General features: G+C 66.3%; 16 protein-coding genes. 9 read left to right on the top strand and 7 right to left on the bottom strand.

Going from position 1 to position 16,608, the window contains the following annotated elements:
* Positions 1 to 41 precede the first annotated feature (41 nt).
* A complete protein-coding gene (locus tag ACAD63_RS29845) occupies positions 42 to 998 on the top strand; it encodes a Bug family tripartite tricarboxylate transporter substrate binding protein (RefSeq protein WP_434034209.1) in 957 nt (318 codons plus the stop codon).
* Positions 999 to 1,020: 22 nt separating this feature from the next.
* Here the strand turns inward: ACAD63_RS29845 and ACAD63_RS29840 are convergent, their stop codons facing one another.
* Positions 1,021 to 1,713 carry a Crp/Fnr family transcriptional regulator gene (locus ACAD63_RS29840; protein WP_434034208.1) on the bottom strand — a complete coding sequence of 231 codons (693 nt, stop codon included), beginning with the start codon at positions 1,711 to 1,713 and terminating at the stop codon, positions 1,021 to 1,023.
* 121 nt (positions 1,714 to 1,834) lie between these two features.
* On the opposite strand from ACAD63_RS29840, the gene ACAD63_RS29835 reads away from it, so the two are divergent.
* On the top strand, positions 1,835 to 2,605 hold the full coding sequence (locus ACAD63_RS29835) for a class II aldolase/adducin family protein (RefSeq protein WP_133095327.1): 771 nt from the start codon (positions 1,835 to 1,837) through the stop codon (positions 2,603 to 2,605).
* Between the two features lie 36 nt (positions 2,606 to 2,641).
* Positions 2,642 to 3,571, top strand: coding sequence for a 2-hydroxyacid dehydrogenase (locus tag ACAD63_RS29830; protein ID WP_434034207.1), 930 nt, complete (start codon positions 2,642 to 2,644; stop codon positions 3,569 to 3,571).
* A gap of 19 nt (positions 3,572 to 3,590) precedes the next feature.
* Here ACAD63_RS29830 and ACAD63_RS29825 read toward each other — a convergent pair whose 3' ends face one another.
* The 4 genes from ACAD63_RS29825 to ACAD63_RS29810 form a co-directional block, all read right to left on the bottom strand.
* Positions 3,591 to 4,214, bottom strand: coding sequence for a hypothetical protein (locus ACAD63_RS29825; RefSeq protein WP_135703719.1), 624 nt, complete (start codon positions 4,212 to 4,214; stop codon positions 3,591 to 3,593).
* A gap of 202 nt (positions 4,215 to 4,416) precedes the next feature.
* The gene (locus tag ACAD63_RS29820; protein WP_135703720.1) at positions 4,417 to 5,325 is read right to left on the bottom strand and encodes a DMT family transporter; all 909 of its coding nucleotides are present in this window, start codon (positions 5,323 to 5,325) and stop codon (positions 4,417 to 4,419) included.
* Positions 5,326 to 5,397: 72 nt separating this feature from the next.
* A complete protein-coding gene (locus tag ACAD63_RS29815; protein WP_434034206.1) occupies positions 5,398 to 6,405 on the bottom strand; it encodes a tripartite tricarboxylate transporter substrate binding protein in 1,008 nt (335 codons plus the stop codon).
* A gap of 24 nt (positions 6,406 to 6,429) precedes the next feature.
* Positions 6,430 to 7,611, bottom strand: a complete 1,182-nt coding sequence (locus tag ACAD63_RS29810) for a M20 aminoacylase family protein (RefSeq protein WP_434034205.1) — start codon at positions 7,609 to 7,611, stop codon at positions 6,430 to 6,432.
* A gap of 148 nt (positions 7,612 to 7,759) precedes the next feature.
* Between ACAD63_RS29810 and ACAD63_RS29805 the strand changes: the two genes are divergently transcribed.
* Positions 7,760 to 8,668 carry a LysR family transcriptional regulator gene (locus tag ACAD63_RS29805; RefSeq protein WP_133095403.1) on the top strand — a complete coding sequence of 303 codons (909 nt, stop codon included), beginning with the start codon at positions 7,760 to 7,762 and terminating at the stop codon, positions 8,666 to 8,668.
* 89 nt (positions 8,669 to 8,757) lie between these two features.
* On the opposite strand, the gene ACAD63_RS29800 is transcribed toward ACAD63_RS29805, so the two are convergent.
* Entirely contained in the window at positions 8,758 to 9,108 is a 351-nt protein-coding gene (locus ACAD63_RS29800; RefSeq protein WP_133095321.1) for a hydroxyquinol 1,2-dioxygenase, read from the bottom strand.
* Between the two features lie 397 nt (positions 9,109 to 9,505).
* Between ACAD63_RS29800 and ACAD63_RS29795 the strand changes: the two genes are divergently transcribed.
* A complete protein-coding gene (locus ACAD63_RS29795; protein ID WP_434034204.1) occupies positions 9,506 to 10,456 on the top strand; it encodes a GlxA family transcriptional regulator in 951 nt (316 codons plus the stop codon).
* 479 nt (positions 10,457 to 10,935) lie between these two features.
* Here the strand turns inward: ACAD63_RS29795 and ACAD63_RS29790 are convergent, their stop codons facing one another.
* The gene (locus ACAD63_RS29790) at positions 10,936 to 12,255 is read right to left on the bottom strand and encodes an MFS transporter (protein WP_133095319.1); all 1,320 of its coding nucleotides are present in this window, start codon (positions 12,253 to 12,255) and stop codon (positions 10,936 to 10,938) included.
* Positions 12,256 to 12,476: 221 nt separating this feature from the next.
* On the opposite strand from ACAD63_RS29790, the gene cyoA reads away from it, so the two are divergent.
* The 4 genes from cyoA to cyoD all read left to right on the top strand — a co-directional run bounded on the left by cyoA (position 12,477) and on the right by cyoD (position 16,605).
* Positions 12,477 to 13,448: a ubiquinol oxidase subunit II gene (gene cyoA / locus ACAD63_RS29785; protein ID WP_434034203.1), complete on the top strand. Its 972-nt coding sequence runs from the start codon at positions 12,477 to 12,479 to the stop codon at positions 13,446 to 13,448.
* A gap of 82 nt (positions 13,449 to 13,530) precedes the next feature.
* The gene (gene cyoB / locus ACAD63_RS29780) at positions 13,531 to 15,534 is read left to right on the top strand and encodes a cytochrome o ubiquinol oxidase subunit I (RefSeq protein WP_434034202.1); all 2,004 of its coding nucleotides are present in this window, start codon (positions 13,531 to 13,533) and stop codon (positions 15,532 to 15,534) included.
* Complete coding sequence (gene cyoC / locus ACAD63_RS29775) at positions 15,527 to 16,183, top strand: cytochrome o ubiquinol oxidase subunit III (RefSeq protein WP_133095317.1); 657 nt, start codon at positions 15,527 to 15,529, stop codon at positions 16,181 to 16,183. Before cyoB ends, cyoC begins: the two co-directional genes overlap by 8 nt.
* On the top strand, positions 16,180 to 16,605 hold the full coding sequence (cyoD, locus tag ACAD63_RS29770) for a cytochrome o ubiquinol oxidase subunit IV (protein WP_133095316.1): 426 nt from the start codon (positions 16,180 to 16,182) through the stop codon (positions 16,603 to 16,605). The genes cyoC and cyoD overlap by 4 nt, the downstream gene beginning before the upstream one ends.
* The last annotated feature ends 3 nt before the right edge of the window (positions 16,606 to 16,608 follow it).

Genomic DNA, 16,608 nt, shown 5'->3' with positions numbered 1-16,608 from the left:
ACAACCCATATACAAGACACACAGCAAACAGGAGACAACCCATGAAAAAGCTGATCGCATCCCTGCTGCTCGGCGCAGCCATGGCCACCGCGCACGCCGCCTGGCCGGAAAAGCCCGTCACGCTGCTGGTGCCGTTCCCCGCGGGCGGCTCCAGCGACAACGTCGCCCGCATCCTGGGCGCCAAGATGCAGTCGCAGTTCGGCGGCAGCTTCGTGGTCGACAACAAGCCGGGCGCGGCCGGCATGATCGGCGCCGCCATGGTCAAGCGTGCGCCGGCCGACGGCTACACGGTGTTCGTGTCGTCGCTGGGCCCGTTCGTGATCGGGCCGCACCTGACCCGGAACGCCGGCTACGATCCTCTCAAGGACTTCGACTACATCAGCGTGGCGGTGCAGGCGCCCAATGTGCTGGCCGTTCCCGCTAACTCGCCGCACAAGAGCCTGCAGGACGTGATTGCCTACGAGAAGGCCCATCCCAGCAAGATGACCTTCGCCTCTGCCGGCAACGGCACCAGCGACCACCTGACCGCCGAGCTGTTCTGGCAGCAGACCGGCACCGCCGGCCTGCACGTGCCGTACAAGGGCGGCGCGCCCGCGCTGAACGATCTGCTGGGCGGGCAGGTTGATGCCACCTTCATGAACATCAACACCGCGATCCCGCATATCAAGGCGGGCAAGCTGCGCGCGCTGGCCATCACCGGCAGCAAGCGCTCGCCGATCCTGCCTGACGTGCCGACCATGGATGAAGCCGGGGTGAAGGGCGTGACGGTCTACTCGTGGCAGGCCGTGGCGGCGCCGAAGGGGCTGGCGCCGGAGATCAAGGCGAAGCTGCATTCGGCCGTGGTGGCGGCGCTCAACGATCCCGCGGTCAAGCCCAAGCTGCTCGACCTGGGCTTCGAGATCGTCGCCAATACGCCGGAGCAGTTCACGGCGTTCCAGGCGTCGGAGTATGCGCGCTGGAAGAAGGTGATCGAGGTGGGCAAGATCACGGCCGACTGAGCTGAGCTATCCCGGGGCGTGCTCAGCGCCGCGCCAGCCGCTTGAGCGCGCCCGGCTCCAGCAATTCGATCTGCCGGTACTGGCGCCGGATCCAGCCGGCGTCTTCCCATGCCTGCAGGTACTTGGCTACCGTCTGGCGCGAGCGGTTGACCATGTCGCCCAGGTCTTCGGCGCTGATCTGCACGACATGGTCGGTGCGGTCGGCCAGTTCCAGCAGCCGCGCCGCCATGCGCGCATCGACCGGCGCCTGCGCCGCGCTCTCGGCGTGGTCGAAGGCCACGCGCAGCCGCGCGCAGATCTGCTGCACGATCAGGTGCATCCCCTCCGGATGCTGCGCCAGGATCCGGTCGAATGCGCGCCGGTCCAGCACCAGCAACTCGGTATTGCCGACCGCGAAGGCGTCATGCGTGCGCGGCTTGCCGTCGAGCAGCGAGATCTCGCCGAACCAGCGTCCGCGCCCGATCACCGAATACACCGACTCGCGCCCGCCGCTGCTGACGCGGCTCATGCGCACGCGCCCCGACACCACCATGCAGAAGTAAGTCGGCGGATCGCCGCGCGCGAACACCATCTCGCCATCGGCAAAGCGCAGCCGGCGTGCGGCGCCGGCCACGGCGTCGAGCACGCGGGGCGGCGCATTGCGCAGCCAGCCGCTGGCCAGCACGCTGCGCGGCAGCGCCCGCACGGGTTCGATGCGCTTCACTTTGCTGGCCACCTGCTTTCTCATTGCCGTTCCGGTTGAGCCGAGATTGTCCAATACTTAACAGACTTTGGCACGGTGCGCCGCGACAATGCCTGCGTCCAGTCACACACCTCACCCCCGGGAGACCATGCAGATGGCGCAGATCCAGCTCGTCGATTCAGTAAGAGACCGCGTTTCCGACGCGGAATGGCAAATGCGCGTCGACCTTGCCGCGGCCTACCGGCTGGTGGCCCACTTCGGCTGGGACGACCTGATCTTCACGCATATCTCGGCGCGCGTGCCCGATGCGCCGGACCAGTTCCTGATCAATCCGTACGGCATGATGTTCGACGAGATCACGGCGTCGAGCCTGGTCAAGGTCGACCACGAGGGCCAGCCCGTGCTGGAGACGCCGTACGACGTCAACCCGGCCGGCTTCATCATCCACAGCGCCGTTCACGAAGCACGCCCCGAGGTCGGCTGCGTGATGCACACGCATACCTCGCACGGCGTCGCCGTCTCGGCGCAGCAGGCGGGCCTGCTGCCGATCTCGCAGCAATCGATGTTCGCGCTGACCGGGCTGGCCTACCACGACTATGAAGGCGTGGCGCTGCGCGAGGACGAGAAGGCGCGGCTGGTGGCCGACCTCGGCCGCTGCAAGCAGATGATCCTGCGCAACCACGGACTGCTGACGTGCGGGCGCACCGTGTCCGATGCCTTCCTGACCATGTACACGCTGGAGTCGGCCTGCCGCATCCAGATCCTGGCGCAGAGCGGCGGCACGCCGCTGACCATGGTGCCCGAAGCCGCCAGCGCCAACATGGGCCAGCAGGCGCGCCAGGCGACCAAGGGCAAGGGCTCTAACCTGGCCTGGCCCGGCTTGCTGCGCCGCCTGGATCGCATCAACCCCGACTATCGCAACTGAGCCGGCAACTGAGCCGCAACTGAGCCACACCTGACCATGGCCATTCTTGTTCACCTGCCGTCGTTCATGGCGGTCCCCATCACGGCCTTGCTGCGCGAGCAAGCGCCGGACATCACCATCTGGAACGGCCGCGAAGCCGCCGTGCCGGAAGAGGTCGAGGCCATCATCGCCTGGGGCCTGAAGCCGGGCGTGCTGCCCGCCTACCCGAAGCTGCGGCTGGTCTGCGCCGCCACCGCCGGCGTCGACAAGCTGCTGGCCGCGCCGGACCTGCCGCAGGACATGCCGGTCACGCGCATCGTCGATCCCGGCCAGCAGACCGGCATCGCCCACTTCGTGCTGGCCATGGCGCTGCGCCATACCCGCGAACTGGGAGTGTATGCCGAGCAGCGGGGCCGCGGCGAATGGAAACGCCATCGCGGGCGCGCGCTGTCGCGCTGCCGCGTGGGCGTGCTTGGGCTGGGCGAGATCGGCAGCGAGGTGGCGCGCATGTTCGCGGCCATCGGCTTCCCGGTGGCGGGCTGGAGCCGCAGCCCCAAGCACCTGCCCGGCGTGGCGGACTTTACCGGCGACGACGGGCTGGACGCCATGCTGGCGCAGACCGATATCCTGGTCTGCACGCTGCCACTGACGCCGCAGACCAACGGCATGCTCGACCGCAAGACGCTGTCGCGGCTGCCGCAGGGCGCTTACTTCATCAACGTGGGGCGCGGCGAGCATGTGGTCGAAGCCGACCTGCTCGCGCTGATCGACGAAGGCCACCTTACCGGCGCGGCGCTGGATGTGTTCGCCAAGGAGCCGCCGGCGGCCGACGACCCGATCTGGACCCACCCGCGCATCGAGGCGACGCCGCATATCGCCGCCGATCCGTCGTACGAGCTGGTCGCGCAGCAGTGCATCGAAAACCTGCGCCGCGCGCGCGACGGGCGGCCGCTGCTGAACCAGGTCGACCGGCGGGCCGGCTACTGAGCGGAGCGCCCGCGTTGCATTACAGCGGCGCGGGCTGCGGCGCTGCCGGCGCTGCCGGTGCAGCCGCAGCGGCCGCAGCGGCCGGCTTGCTGCCGGCACCGCTGTAGGAGAAGTACTTTGCCTTGGCGTTGCGGGCCCAGTAGGCCACGGTGAAGTGCTTGCCGTCACGGCCGTACAGCAGTTCCAGGCTGCCATTGGCCGCGGCCCACTCCGCATAGCCGTTCTCCGCCGAGGCTTCGGTCTTGCGCAGCGACGCGTAGCGCGCATCGAGCTTGCCCCGCACGTCTTCCAGCGCCGCACGGTCGAAGGTCATCGTGATCAGCGCCACCGTATCCTGCGCGTCGCAGTTCAGCGTCACGCGTGTCAGGCCGGCGAGGTGGAAGCGCTCCAGGCGCTTGAGCTCAACCGTATCGCCGCCGGCCCATTCGGACTTGCCGGTGCGGGCATGGTTTTCCGCCGGGGCGAGCCGTGCGCATTTCGACTTACCAAGCTCCAAGCCCAGTGGTGCCGCGGTATTGGAGGCGGCAGCGGTGGTGGTGACGGTAGTCGTGGGGGCGGTGGCCGCTGCCTGCGGGGCGGCATGCGCGGCCAATGCTGCAAACGCGGCCATCAGGGCGGCGCAGTGGGGGAAAGCTTTCTTCATCTTCAGGGTGCTGGACGGATTTGCGTGGCGGGATCGATAGGTCACCGCGGATTCTACGGCTTTCCCGAGCGCGCCTGTAGGCCGGCGGCCTGCAATTAATAGCGCTGTGCGCCCGCCGGCTCGGGCCGCGACAGGCGATGGCGGTGACGGGTATCGATGTGAGGCCCTGGGCAAGCCGCCAGGGCAATCTTCACGCAGCCGCCTACCGCCGCTGCGCCAGCCAGATCCCCGCCCCGATCGCCGCCAGCCCCACCCCGTGATACCAGCGCGGCCAGTCGCCCAGCAGCAGCGTGGACAGCAGCGCCGCGAACACCGGTGTCAGCGTGATGAAAAACACCGGCAGTTGCGCGCCAGCCCGGGCAATGGCGCGGTCCCAGGCGAAGTAGGCGAGCAGCGAAGGAATCGTCGCCACGTAGAGCAGGATCGCGGCGACCTTGCCGTTCCAGGGCAGGGGCTGGTCCTGGGCCATCAGTTCCCATGCCGTCACCGGCGCGCTCGCCAGTACGCCGGCGACGATCTGGGCAAACAGCAGGACCGGCAGCGGTACGTCGGGCCGTTGCTTGCGCAGCAGCCAGGTATAGGCGCTCCAGGCAATGGTGGCGGCCAGCATGTAGAGGTCGCCGGGCACGAGGTCGAGCTGGGCCAACCGTGCCGGCTCGCCGCGCACCAGCACGAAGGACACGCCGACCAGGCACAGCAGCGCGCCCGCCACTTGCAGTGGCTTGACCCGCTCGCGGAAGCACAGGGCGCCAATCACGATCAGGAACAGCGGCGTGGACGCACCGATCAGCGTCACGTTGATCGGCGTCGACGTGGTCAGTGCCAGGTACTGCAGCGCGTTATAGCTGCCGATGGACAGCACGCCCATGGCCATGATGACGCCGGCGTGCCGGCGCAGCGCCGCGCGATGCTCCAGCACACCGCGCCAGGCGAATGGCGCGAGCAGCAGGCCGGCCAGCACCCAGCGTACGGAATTCAGCGTGATCGGCGGCACCGTGCCCGCTGCAAGGCGGCCGACGATGGCGTTGCCCGCCCAGCTTAGCGGCGGGAAAGTCAGCAGGAACAGGGTGGTCCAGTCGATGCGTCCGGAGCCGGCGCGGCTTGCTTGCATGGCGAAGGCGGTGTTGGCGAATCGCGCATTATCCGCCAACACCGGCATGGTCCGCAGCGGCGGGACCGCAAATCAGGCGTTGGTCTTGCGCCCCACGCTGCGGATCAGCTGCGTGACCCGCGTCATGTACTGGTCGAACGCCTGGTTCGCCTGCGCCTGGCTGTCGATGGGCTTGGCGACGGTGCGACCTTCCGCCTCCAGCTTGCCCAGGATATCCGGCTTGACCAGCGCTTCGCCGATCGCCTTGCGCAGCACCGTGACGCGGTCCGCCGGCGTGCGGGCCTTGACGAAATAGCCGCCGCCGATGGTGTATTCGAAGTCGGGGATCTGCTTGCTTTGCGAAATCAGCGGGACGTGCTTCAGCGCCGGCGGCAGCGCCCTGGAGAAGCTGGTCAGGATCCGCAGCCGGCCCTGCTGCTGCATCGCGTCGAAGCTCGACTGGTAGGGCAGGATGGCGAAGTCGACTTCGCCGCCCGCCAGGCCCTGCAGCGCCGGCGCGCCGCCCTTGTACGGCACGTGTAGCAGCGGTGCGCCGAGCCTGGCGGCGAGCGCGTCGCCCATCAGGTGATAGATCGAGTCGATGCCGACGGTCGCATAGGTCAGCGGCTTGGCCTTGCTCTGCTTCGCCAGGTCGAGGAACTTGTCCAGGCTGTCGGCGGCCAGGCCGTTCCTGGCCATCAGCACGATATTGGCATCGCTGATCGGCGCGACCAGCATGAAGTCCTGCGGCTTGTAGCGCGCGGCCGGGTTCAGCAGCGGGGCCAGGAACACTTCATTGATCGAACCGTGGAAGAAGGTGTAGCCATCGGCCGGTGCGGCCAGTACCTTGTTGGCGCCGATCAGGCCGGTGCCGCCGCCGTAGTTCTCGACCACGACCTGCTGTTTGACGCTCTTGCCGATCGATTCGCCGAAGATCCGGGCCGAGGTATCGCTGGCCCCGCCGGCCGGATACGGCACCACCAGCGCCAGCGGTCGGGCGGGAAAGCTTTCAGCGGCAAGCGCGGGTAGTGTGCCCAGTGCCGAGCTGCCGGCGGCACAGCCGGCCAGTTGCAGGAAGCGGCGGCGGTTCAGTGAATGCATGAAGACTCCCGAAAATAGCGATGCTCAAACCAGGTAGCCCTGCGCCAGGTGCGCCCAGAATGCGGCGCCCACGGGCAGGGCCTTGTCATTGAAGTCGTACAGGGGGTTGTGAACCATGCAGCCGCCGTCCTCGCCCAGGCCGTTGCCGAGCCTGATATAGGCGCCGGGCCGCTGTTCCAGCATGTAGGCGAAGTCTTCGCTGCCCATGACCGGCGGGCGCTCGACCACGTTGTCAGCGCCCACCAGCCGGATGGCGGCCTCGCGCGCGTATTCAGTCTGCGCGGCATGGTTGACCAGCACCGGGTACTTGCGTTCGTAGACCACATCGGACTGGAGCTGGTAGCTTTGCGCCTGGGTCGTGACGAATTCGCGGATGCGCGTTTCCACCAGCGTGCGTACCTTGGGATCGAGCGTGCGCACGCCGATCTTGATCGTCGCGCTTTCCGGCACGACGTTGTAGGTGCTGCCGGCCTGGATCGAGCCCACTGTGATGACCGCCGACTTCAGCGCATCGATCTCGCGGCTGACAATCGACTGCAGGCCCAGCACGATGCTGGCCGCGCATTGCATCGGGTCGATGCCGTAGTGCGGCATGGCGCCATGCGCGCCGCGGCCGCGCAGCGTGACCGTGGTGCGGTCGAACGATGCCATCGCCGGGCCGGCGATCACGCCGATCTGGCCGACCGGCATTCCCGGCGAGTTATGCAGCGCATAGACCTCGTCGCACGGGAAGCGCTCGAACAGGCCATCCTCCAGCATGCGCAGCGCGCCGCCTTCGTTTTCCTCGGCCGGCTGGAAGATCAGGTTCAGCGTGCCGTTGAAATCGACCGACTCGGCCAGGTATTTCGCCGCGCACAGCAGGATCGCCGTATGCCCGTCATGGCCGCACGCGTGCATCTTGCCGGCGATGGTGCTGGCGTAGGCCAGGCCGGTCTGCTCCTGGATCGGCAGTGCGTCCATGTCGGCGCGGATACCGATGGCCTTGCTGCCGTCGCCCTTGCGCAGGGTGCCGACCACCCCGGTCGTACCCAGGCCCCGATGCACCGCGTAGCCCCACGCCGCCAGTTGTTCAGCGACCAGGTCGCTGGTGCGTCGCTCCTCGAAGGCGAGTTCGGGATGGGCGTGGATCTGGTGGCGGATCCGGACAAACTCGGGCGCGATGGCCTGGACGGCCTGCCGCAGGCTGGCGGTGGGGGACTGGGTCATGGTTGTCGGCGTACGTGGTCTTTGGCCTATTCTCTCCGCCCTTGGCCGCGGCATCCATGACAATGCTGTGGCAGAAACGTTGTATAAATAGCAACAATCCAAAAACGGCCCGGCATGACCGGGCATGACCACGCAAAGGGGAGCAAAGATGGATGACGTGCTGGACCGCAAGCGGGCGATGTGCCTGCTGCAGATCATTGAAACCGGCACGGTGCGCGGCGCGGCCGAGGTCCTCGAGCTGGACCCCTCGGTGGTAAGCCGCGCCGTGGCCAAGCTGGAGCAGGACACCGGCCTGACGCTGCTGGAGCGGCGCGGGCGCGGCGTGGTCGCCACCGACGCGGGGCGCCTGCTGGCGCTGTTCGCGCGGCGCCAGCAGGATCTGAACGATACCTTCCTGGCCGAGGTCAACAACCTGAAGAACGCCCAGCGCGGCCATGTCGAGCTGGTATTCGGCGAGGGCTTCGTGGACCTCGTGCTGGAGCCGGTGCTGCAAGGCTTCCTGAGCAAGCACCCGGACGTCACCTGCAGCATCCAGGTGGCTGGCACCGACGAAACCGTCCGCCATATTCTGGAAGACCTGGCGCATATCGGCTTCGCCTTCCAACCGCCCGACGACGTGCGGCTGCGCTCGCACTATTCGCGGCTGTCGCCGATCCGCGTGCATGTGCGCAAGGACCATCCGCTCGCGCGGCGCCGGCGCGCGCTGACCCTGGCGGACCTGGCCGCGCACCAGGGCGCGGCGCTGGCGGAATCGTTTGGCGTGCGCAAGCACGTGCAGGCGGCCGAGTTGGACGAGCACATCACGCTGAAGCCGATGCTGGTGACCAACTCATTCAAGGTGCTTTGGGAGTTTGCCGCGATGGGGCTCGGCTACATCCTGACGCCGCGCTCGGTGCCGCTGAAGGGCGCGCAGTTCAGGCAACTGGTGTCGCTGCCGCTGGCCAACCCGATTTTGAACAATAGCCGCATCCATATCATCACGCGGGCGGGCAGGCATCTTTCGCCGGTGGCCGGCAGCATGCTGCGGCACGTGATGAAGGCGTTCCCGCAGATCTGAAGGGGCAGGGCAGGCATCGTTGCATCGGATGCAACGGATAGCCTGCCCTCAGTCATGCACTGGATGTGCGCGCGGCGCATGCCGCGCCCTCACGCGTGCGCACCGTCCAGGTAGGGATCGATCGAGCGCGCCGGATCGGCGGACGGACCGGTGCGGTCCAGGCCAGCAAGGGTGCGTGCGCCGTCGCTGTACGGATCGACGATGCGTGCCCCATCGGCAAACGGGCTGCGAGCGTCTTGCACGCCGCGTGCGCCATCGGTGAACGGGCTGCGAGCGTCCTGCACGCTGCGCGCGCCATCGGCAAACGGGCTGCGTGCATCCTGGACGGCGCGTGCGCCTTCGCTGAACGGGTCGCGTGCGCCCGGTGCGGCTTGTGCGCCGGCGGCGGCAGCGGCCAGGGCGATGGCGAAGATGATGCGTTGGGTGAATTGGGTAGCCATGATCGGTTTCCTTTATGTCAGTGGATCTGCCTGGGTTTGCGTATCTGCGCGGCCGGGGCTTTGTCTTTGCCGCCGGCCACGAGAAGCATTAAAGAAGACCGGTGTATCTGCCCTGTAGCGGGTCAAAGGCGATTCTGTCAGGACTCGTATCGATGCTGGCGGCGGATACAAAGCGGTACAAACACGTGCCCGGGATGCCGTTTGCGGGCGGCATTCAGCCGCGTCCACGCCACGCGAGAGTCCGCCGGAAGTGCGCTGCGCGCGGCTTCGAATGGCTGGCAGTCCTGAATTCAGTCGAGAGCGGCGGACCGCCGCGCGCCATCCCGTGATCCGGGGCACAATGGCGTGGCATCAAAACTGAATGTGCCACCTTTCCTGCCACTCAAGGACGCCGATCATGCATCACGTAGCGCTCGCCCTGTACCCTGGTTTCCAGGCGATGAACCTGGCAGTGACAACGGTGCTGGAGTTCACCAACCGGACCCTCGGCACCCCGCTGTACCAGGTCCATCTGCTCTCGGAGCAGGGCGGAGCGGTGATGTGCTCCGGAGGCTTCGCCGTCAGCACCGAGCCATTCGGCAGGCGCCGCTTCGACACCGTGCTGGTGGTCGGCGACAACGACATCACGCCCACGCCGCCGGCGCTGGTCAGGTTCCTGCAGCGTGCGGCGCGTACCTCGCGGCGCATCGGCGCCACCTGCACCGGTGCCTTCAACCTGGCGGAGGCCGGGCTGCTGGATGGCCGCCGTGCCACCACGCACTGGTACTACGCGGAACAGCTGCGGCGGCGCTTTCCCAACGTGGGCGTGGAAGAGGACCGGATCTTCATCATCGACGGCCCGGTGTGGACGTCGGCCGGCATGTCGGCCTGCATCGACCTGGCGCTGGCGCTGGTGGAAAAAGACGCCGGCGGCGCGGTCGCGCGCGACGTGGCGAAAAAGCTGGTTGTGTACCACCGCCGTGCCGGCGGGCAATCGCAATTCTCGGCATTGCTCGACCTCGAGCCGCGCTCCGACCGCATCCGTGCCGCACTGGACTTTGCGCGGCAGAACCTGCAAAGCGAACTCTCAGTGGAGCAACTGGCGGAGGCGGCGCACCTGAGCCCGCGGCAGTTCGCGCGCGCTTTCCGGGACGAGACCGGCCAGACGCCGGCGAAGGCGGTCGAGCACCTGCGCGTCGAGGCAGCAAGGCTGATGATGGAGAGCGGGCGCCATGCCATCGATGTGGTGGCGCGGGATACCGGATTCAACGACCGCGAGCGCATGCGGCGAGCCTTCCTGCGGGCCTATGGCCAGCCGCCGCAGGCGATCCGGCGCCTGGCGCGCGGCGTCGAGCCGCAGGCGGCATAGCGCTCGGGCCAGTCAGGCCGGGCGCGTTGACAACTGCGGCCACGGGTGGCTCATGAGCCCGCGCCGCATCCGTCACGCCGGTTGAAACGATTTTGTAATAAGCGCCTCACGCCATTGCACTGGCCCCTGGCGCGCTGGCGGCGCGTCCCCCACGCCGGGGCAGCATACTGCCCGCGCAACGTGAAATAGTGCTTGCGCAGCTACGGCACGCTTGTTGCTGGACAAGGGCAGGTGAGCCATCCGGCCCGTCACCTCGTCCACGTCCCTACGGACATCACCAAGGAGCCGCCATGAATATCGTCTGGCTAGTTGGCGCGGTTGTCATCATCCTCGCGGTGCTCAGCTTCTTCGGCCTGCGCTGATCCAGAGCTGGCAATCGCATGGCGCTGCCGCGGTTAGTTTCACCGCGTGCGCAGCGCCAACGTCTTCATTTCTTTTTCTTCCTTTTGTCCAGATGGGCGCGTACCGGGCGCGTTCCCTTACAGCTCCGGCGTCCCCAGCGCCCGGCTGATGCGCAGTGCCGCAAGCGTGCTGATCACGCCAGACAGCAGGTACAGGCTGACCGCCACCAGCCCGAACAGCGACGACAGCCCCAGCGCCACCAGCGGCGCAAACGCCGCGCCGAACAACCAGCCGAAATCCGTGGTCAGAGCGGCCCCCGTGTAGCGGAAGCGGGGTTCGAAGTTGGAAGTCACCACGCCCGCCGCCTGCCCGTACGACAGCCCCAGCAGGCCGAATCCGACCAGGATGAAAATATTCTGGCCAGTGGCGCCGCCACCCAGCAGCCACGGCGTGACCAGGCTGAAAACACCGATCAGCACCGCCATCGTCGCCAGCGTCGTGCGGCGGCCGATGCGGTCCGCCAGCCAGCCCGAGATCAGCGTGCCGATAAACGCGATAAAGCCGCCCGCGATCTGCACCGCCAGCACCGCGGAAATCGTCTGCTCCTGGTGCAGCACCGCCCACGACAGCGGGAACACCGTGACCAGGTGGAACAGCGCATAGCTGGCCAGCGCCGCGAACGCGCCCAGGAAGATGTTGAAGCCCTGGGCATTGACCATCTGCAGCGTGCTGATCGGCTCCAGTTCGTCTTCTTCCAGCAAACGCGTGTATTCGTGCGTGACCACCAGCCGCAGCCGCGCGAACAGCGCCACCACATTGATGGCGAAGGCCACGTAGAACGGATAGCGCCAGCCCCATTCGATAAACTCCTGCGGGGTCAGGCTGGTATGCAGGAACAGGAACAGCGCGCCGGCGATGATAAAGCCGGAGGGCGCGCCAAGCTGGCCCACCATTGCATACCAGCCGCGCTTGTCTTCCGGCGCGTTCAGCGCCAGCAGCGACGGCAGGCCGTCCCATGAACCGCCGAAGGCGATGCCCTGCAGGAAGCGGAACAGTGCCAGCAGGTAGATCGACGCGGCCCCGATCGATGCGTACGACGGCAGGAACGCAATGCCCACCGTGGCGGTGCCAAGCAGGAACAGCGATGCGGTCAGCTTGATGCCGCGCCCCCAGCGCCGCTGGATGCGCATGAACAGGGCAGTGCCGAACGGCCGCCCGATGAACGCGAAGGAAAAGATCGTGAAGCTGTACAGCAGCCCGGCCAGCTCGCTCGCGAACGGAAAGTAGACCGCCGGGAAGACAAGCACGGAAGCAATGCCGTAGACGAAGAAATCGAAGTACTCCGACGCCCGCCCGATCACCACGCCAGTGGCGATTTCGGCAGGTGCCACATCATGGTGGCCGGGGGCCGGAGGTGCAGTCGGCGACGCTCGGTGCTGGTGGGTCAGGCTGGCCATCGTCAGTCTCCTCTCGACAGGAGTGCTTCGATACTGCACTTAAACTCGCACAGTCACAAGAATAGCGCCTAAACTGCCATAGAAAATCGAAAGGTGGATTCATCGGTGCATGCCGATATTCCTCAGACGCCACTTCTGTGACTATGGGCCACTTCGACACTGCAGTCCCGCATTCCCGTGTACCGAGAAGACTACTGCAAGGATGTGGCGCGGTAGTCATCATGGCGTGCTTGTCCGGCTGTGATGCAGTGCTGCTTTCGCCATCCGGCGACATGGCCTTGCGGCAGCGCGACCTGATCATCATCGCCACCTGCCTGATGCTGCTGATCATCGTGCCGGTGATCATCCTCACGCTGGCATTCGCGTGGCGCTACCGTGAAAGCGCGACCGACGCGCCCTACAACCCGGACTGGGACCATTCCACGGTATTGGAACTGGCGATCTGGGCCGCGCCGCTGCTGATCATCATCGCGCTCGGCGCGGTGACCTGGGTCAGCACCCACCAGCTCGATCCCTACCGACCGCTCACGCGCATCGACGCCAACCGGCCCGTGACCGCAGACGTCAAGCCGCTGCCGGTGCAGGTGGTGGCGATGGACTGGAAATGGCTGTTCCTGTATCCGGAGCAGGGCATCGCCACGGTCAACGAGGTCGCGGCACCGGTGGACCGGCCCATTGCCTTCCACATCACCGCCACCTCGGTGATGAATGCATTCTTCGTGCCGTCGCTGGCCGGCATGGTCTACGCCATGCCCGGCATGGAAACCAAGCTGCACGCCGTGATCAACAAGCCCGGCGAATACGAGGGCATGTCGGCCAACTACAGCGGCGAGGGTTTCACCAACATGCGCTTCAAGTTCCACGGGCTGTCGAACGAAGATTTCGACCGCTGGATCCAGCAGGTCAAGTCCTCGGGCCAGGGCTTGTCGACAGATGCCTACCTGCAGCTCGCGCAGCCCAGCGAGCGCGTGCCAGTGCAGCGCTACGCCAGCGTGGCGCCCGGCCTCTATGACCTGATCCTGAACCGCTGCGTGAGCGGCGGCCGGTGCTTGGCCGACACCATGGCACTCGACCGCAGCCGCGGCAAGTTCGACCCGTCACGCGAGATCTGCACCGCGAGCAACACCCAGGCGGTTGCGCCTGCGTTCGCGGACGGCACTGCACGCAACGAGGGCCGGCTGCTGCTGCAGTAAGGCGCGGATCCCCTTTTCTCCCAGCGGTACTGGCCAGCTACCATCGGCCACGGTTGGTTACTTCAGGCCCCAGGTGACAAACATGCCCGAGCGCTCGGAACTCGCCAATTTGATCTTCGGACGGCTGACGTGGGAAGCCATCCCGCTGCATGAGCCCATCCTGATCGGCACCTTTGCTGTGGTGGTGCTGGGCGGGCTGGTGCTGGTCGGCGCGGTGACCAAGTACGGCCTGTGGGGCTATCTCTGGCGCGAGTGGTTCACCAGCATCGACCACAAGAAGATCGGGATCATGTACGTGATCCTGGGCATCATCATGCTGCTGCGGGGGTTTGCCGACGCGGTCATGATGCGCATCCAGCAGGCCATCGCCTTCGGCGACAACGCGGGCTACCTGCCGCCGCACCACTACGACCAGATCTTTACCGCGCACGGCGTGATCATGATCTTCTTCGTGGCCATGCCGCTGGTCACGGGGCTGATGAATTTTGTCATGCCGCTGCAGATCGGCGCGCGCGACGTCGCGTTTCCGTTCCTCAACAACTTCAGCTTCTGGATGACCACGGGCGGCGCCATCCTGGTGATGATGTCGCTGTTCCTCGGCGAGTTCGCGCGCACCGGCTGGCTGGCGTATCCGCCGCTGTCCGGCATCATCCACAGTCCGGATGTCGGCGTCGACTACTACATATGGTCGTTGCAGGTGGCCGGGGTCGGGACATTGCTATCCGGCATCAACCTGCTGGTGACTATCGTCAAGATGCGCGCGCCAGGCATGACGCTGATGCGCATGCCGATCTTCACCTGGACCGCGCTGTGCACCAACGTGCTGATCATCGCCGCTTTCCCGGTGCTGACCGCCGCGCTGGCGCTGCTGTCGCTCGACCGCTACGTCGGCACCAACTTCTTCACCGCCGACCAGGGCGGCAGCGCGATGCTGTACGTCAACCTGATCTGGATCTGGGGCCACCCCGAGGTCTACATCCTGGTGCTGCCGGTGTTCGGCATCTTCTCCGAAGTGGTCGCCACGTTCTGCCGCAAGCGCCTGTTCGGCTATGCGTCGATGGTCTACGCCACGGTGGTGATCACGGTGCTGTCCTACCTGGTGTGGCTGCACCACTTCTTTACCATGGGGTCGGGCGCGAGCGTCAATTCGTTCTTCGGGATCACGACGATGATCATCTCGATCCCGACCGGCGCCAAGATCTTCAACTGGCTGTTCACGATGTACCACGGCAAGATCCGCTTCGAGGCGCCGATGCTGTGGACCATCGGCTTCATGGTCACCTTTGTCATTGGCGGCATGACCGGGGTCTTGCTGGCGGTGCCGCCGGCGGACTTCTCGCTGCACAACAGCCTGTTCCTGATCGCCCACTTTCACAACGTGATCATCGGCGGCGTGGTGTTCGGGCTGATGGCCGGCATCCACTACTGGTTCCCCAAGGCATTCGGCTATCGCCTGGTCTCGTCCTGGGGCAAGGCCTCGTTCTGGTTCTGGCTGACCGGCTTCTACTTTGCCTTCATGCCGCTGTACTGGCTGGGGCTGCTTGGCGTGACGCGCCGGATGAACCGTTTCGACGATCCGTCGCTGCAGATCTGGTTCCAGATCGCCGCCTTCGGCGCCGCGCTGGTTGCCATCGGCATCGCCTGCTTCATCATCCAGCTGGTGGTCAGCTTCGTGCGCCGCGAGGAGCTGCGCGACCTGACCGGCGACCCGTGGAACGGCCGCACGCTGGAGTGGTCCACCTCGTCGCCGCCGCCGCAATACAACTTTGCCTTCACGCCGGTGGTGCACGATACCGATGCCTGGTGGCACATGAAGCAGAACGGCTACCAGCGGCCGCTGCAGGGCTTCAATCCCATCCACATGCCGAAGAACACCGCGGCCGGCATCGTGCTGGCGGGGCTGTCCACGCTGTGCGGCTTCGCGCTGATCTGGCACATCTGGTGGCTGGTGGTGGCGTCGTTCGCGGCGATCATCATCGGCGCGATCATCCATACCTTCAACTACAAGCGCGACTACTACATTCCGGCCGAGCAGGTGGTCGGGACCGAATCGGCGCGCACACAACTGATGGCTGGCCATGGCTGAGACCACCTATCCCCAGTACGTGAGCGGCACCTCCGCGGCGGATGACATGCCACCGGGGGGCTTCACCTTCCACCTGACCGAAGAGCACCACCCGCAGAACGGCACGCTGCTCGGGTTCTGGCTCTACCTGATGAGCGACTGCCTGGTCTTTGCGTGCCTGTTCGCGGGGTATGGCGTGCTGGGCCGCGAATACGCGGGCGGGCCGACCGGGGCCGAGCTGTTCGAGCTGCCGCTGGTGGCGCTGAACACCACCTTCCTGCTGTTGTCGTCGATCACCTATGGCTTTGCCATGCTGCAGGTGCAGCAGAACCGGATCGCCGGCACGCAGATCTGGCTGGCGATCACCGGCGTCTTCGGCGCGGCCTTCCTGGCGGTCGAGCTGTATGAGTTCGCGCACCTGATCCACCAGGGCGCCGGCCCGCAGCGCAGTGCGTTCCTGACCTCGTTCTTCGCGCTGGTCGGCACGCACGGGCTGCACGTGACCTTCGGCATCATCTGGCTGGTCGTGCTGATGACGCAGGTGGCGCGGCACGGGCTGATCACCGCCAACAAGCGCAGGCTGATGTGCCTGTCGATGTTCTGGCACTTCCTGGACGTCGTGTGGATCGGCGTCTTTACCTTCGTCTACCTGATGGGGGCCCTGCCATGAGCGCGCATGACGAGACGCTGGACGGCCACGGGCATGGCCACGAGCACGAGGAAGACGTGGGGCCGCACGCCACGCTGGGCGGCTACCTGACCGGCTTCGTGCTGTCGGTTTTCCTGACCGCGATACCGTTCTGGCTGGTGATGGGCGGGGTGTTCGAAAAATCCCGCACCACGGCCATCGTCATCCTGTTGATCGGTGCGGTGCAGATCGTGGTCCACATGATCTACTTCCTGCACATGAACGCCAAATCGGAAGGCGGATGGAACATGCTGTCGCTGATGTTCACGCTGACGCTGGTGGTGATCACGCTGACCGGGTCACTGTGGGTGATGTTCCACCTGAACAGCAACATGATGCCAAAGATGCATCACGAGCGCACCGTGGAGCCCGGTGCGACCATCGTGCCGCCCAAGACCCCGTAGCCC

Source organism: Cupriavidus sp. a3 (genome assembly GCF_051015765.1).
Classification (GTDB): domain Bacteria; phylum Pseudomonadota; class Gammaproteobacteria; order Burkholderiales; family Burkholderiaceae; genus Cupriavidus; species Cupriavidus oxalaticus_A.
Note: the sequence above shows the minus strand (reverse complement) of the source record. Positions and strands in the feature narration are given on the sequence as shown.

What these genes read in the sequence shown, in the direction of transcription:
- ACAD63_RS29845 (WP_434034209.1), top strand. Translation starts at nt 42, where the DNA reads ATGAAAAAGCTGATCGCATCCCTGCTGCTCGGCGCAGCCATGGCCACC.
- ACAD63_RS29835 (WP_133095327.1), top strand. Translation starts at nt 1,835, where the DNA reads ATGGCGCAGATCCAGCTCGTCGATTCAGTAAGAGACCGCGTTTCCGAC.
- ACAD63_RS29830 (WP_434034207.1), top strand. Translation starts at nt 2,642, where the DNA reads ATGGCCATTCTTGTTCACCTGCCGTCGTTCATGGCGGTCCCCATCACG.
- ACAD63_RS29825 (WP_135703719.1), bottom strand. Translation starts at nt 4,214, where the DNA reads ATGAAGAAAGCTTTCCCCCACTGCGCCGCCCTGATGGCCGCGTTTGCA.
- ACAD63_RS29820 (WP_135703720.1), bottom strand. Translation starts at nt 5,325, where the DNA reads ATGCAAGCAAGCCGCGCCGGCTCCGGACGCATCGACTGGACCACCCTG.
- ACAD63_RS29815 (WP_434034206.1), bottom strand. Translation starts at nt 6,405, where the DNA reads ATGCATTCACTGAACCGCCGCCGCTTCCTGCAACTGGCCGGCTGTGCC.
- ACAD63_RS29810 (WP_434034205.1), bottom strand. Translation starts at nt 7,611, where the DNA reads ATGACCCAGTCCCCCACCGCCAGCCTGCGGCAGGCCGTCCAGGCCATC.
- ACAD63_RS29805 (WP_133095403.1), top strand. Translation starts at nt 7,760, where the DNA reads ATGGATGACGTGCTGGACCGCAAGCGGGCGATGTGCCTGCTGCAGATC.
- ACAD63_RS29800 (WP_133095321.1), bottom strand. Translation starts at nt 9,108, where the DNA reads ATGGCTACCCAATTCACCCAACGCATCATCTTCGCCATCGCCCTGGCC.
- ACAD63_RS29795 (WP_434034204.1), top strand. Translation starts at nt 9,506, where the DNA reads ATGCATCACGTAGCGCTCGCCCTGTACCCTGGTTTCCAGGCGATGAAC.
- ACAD63_RS29790 (WP_133095319.1), bottom strand. Translation starts at nt 12,255, where the DNA reads ATGGCCAGCCTGACCCACCAGCACCGAGCGTCGCCGACTGCACCTCCG.
- cyoA (WP_434034203.1), top strand. Translation starts at nt 12,477, where the DNA reads ATGGCGTGCTTGTCCGGCTGTGATGCAGTGCTGCTTTCGCCATCCGGC.
- cyoB (WP_434034202.1), top strand. Translation starts at nt 13,531, where the DNA reads ATGCCCGAGCGCTCGGAACTCGCCAATTTGATCTTCGGACGGCTGACG.
- cyoC (WP_133095317.1), top strand. Translation starts at nt 15,527, where the DNA reads ATGGCTGAGACCACCTATCCCCAGTACGTGAGCGGCACCTCCGCGGCG.
- cyoD (WP_133095316.1), top strand. Translation starts at nt 16,180, where the DNA reads ATGAGCGCGCATGACGAGACGCTGGACGGCCACGGGCATGGCCACGAG.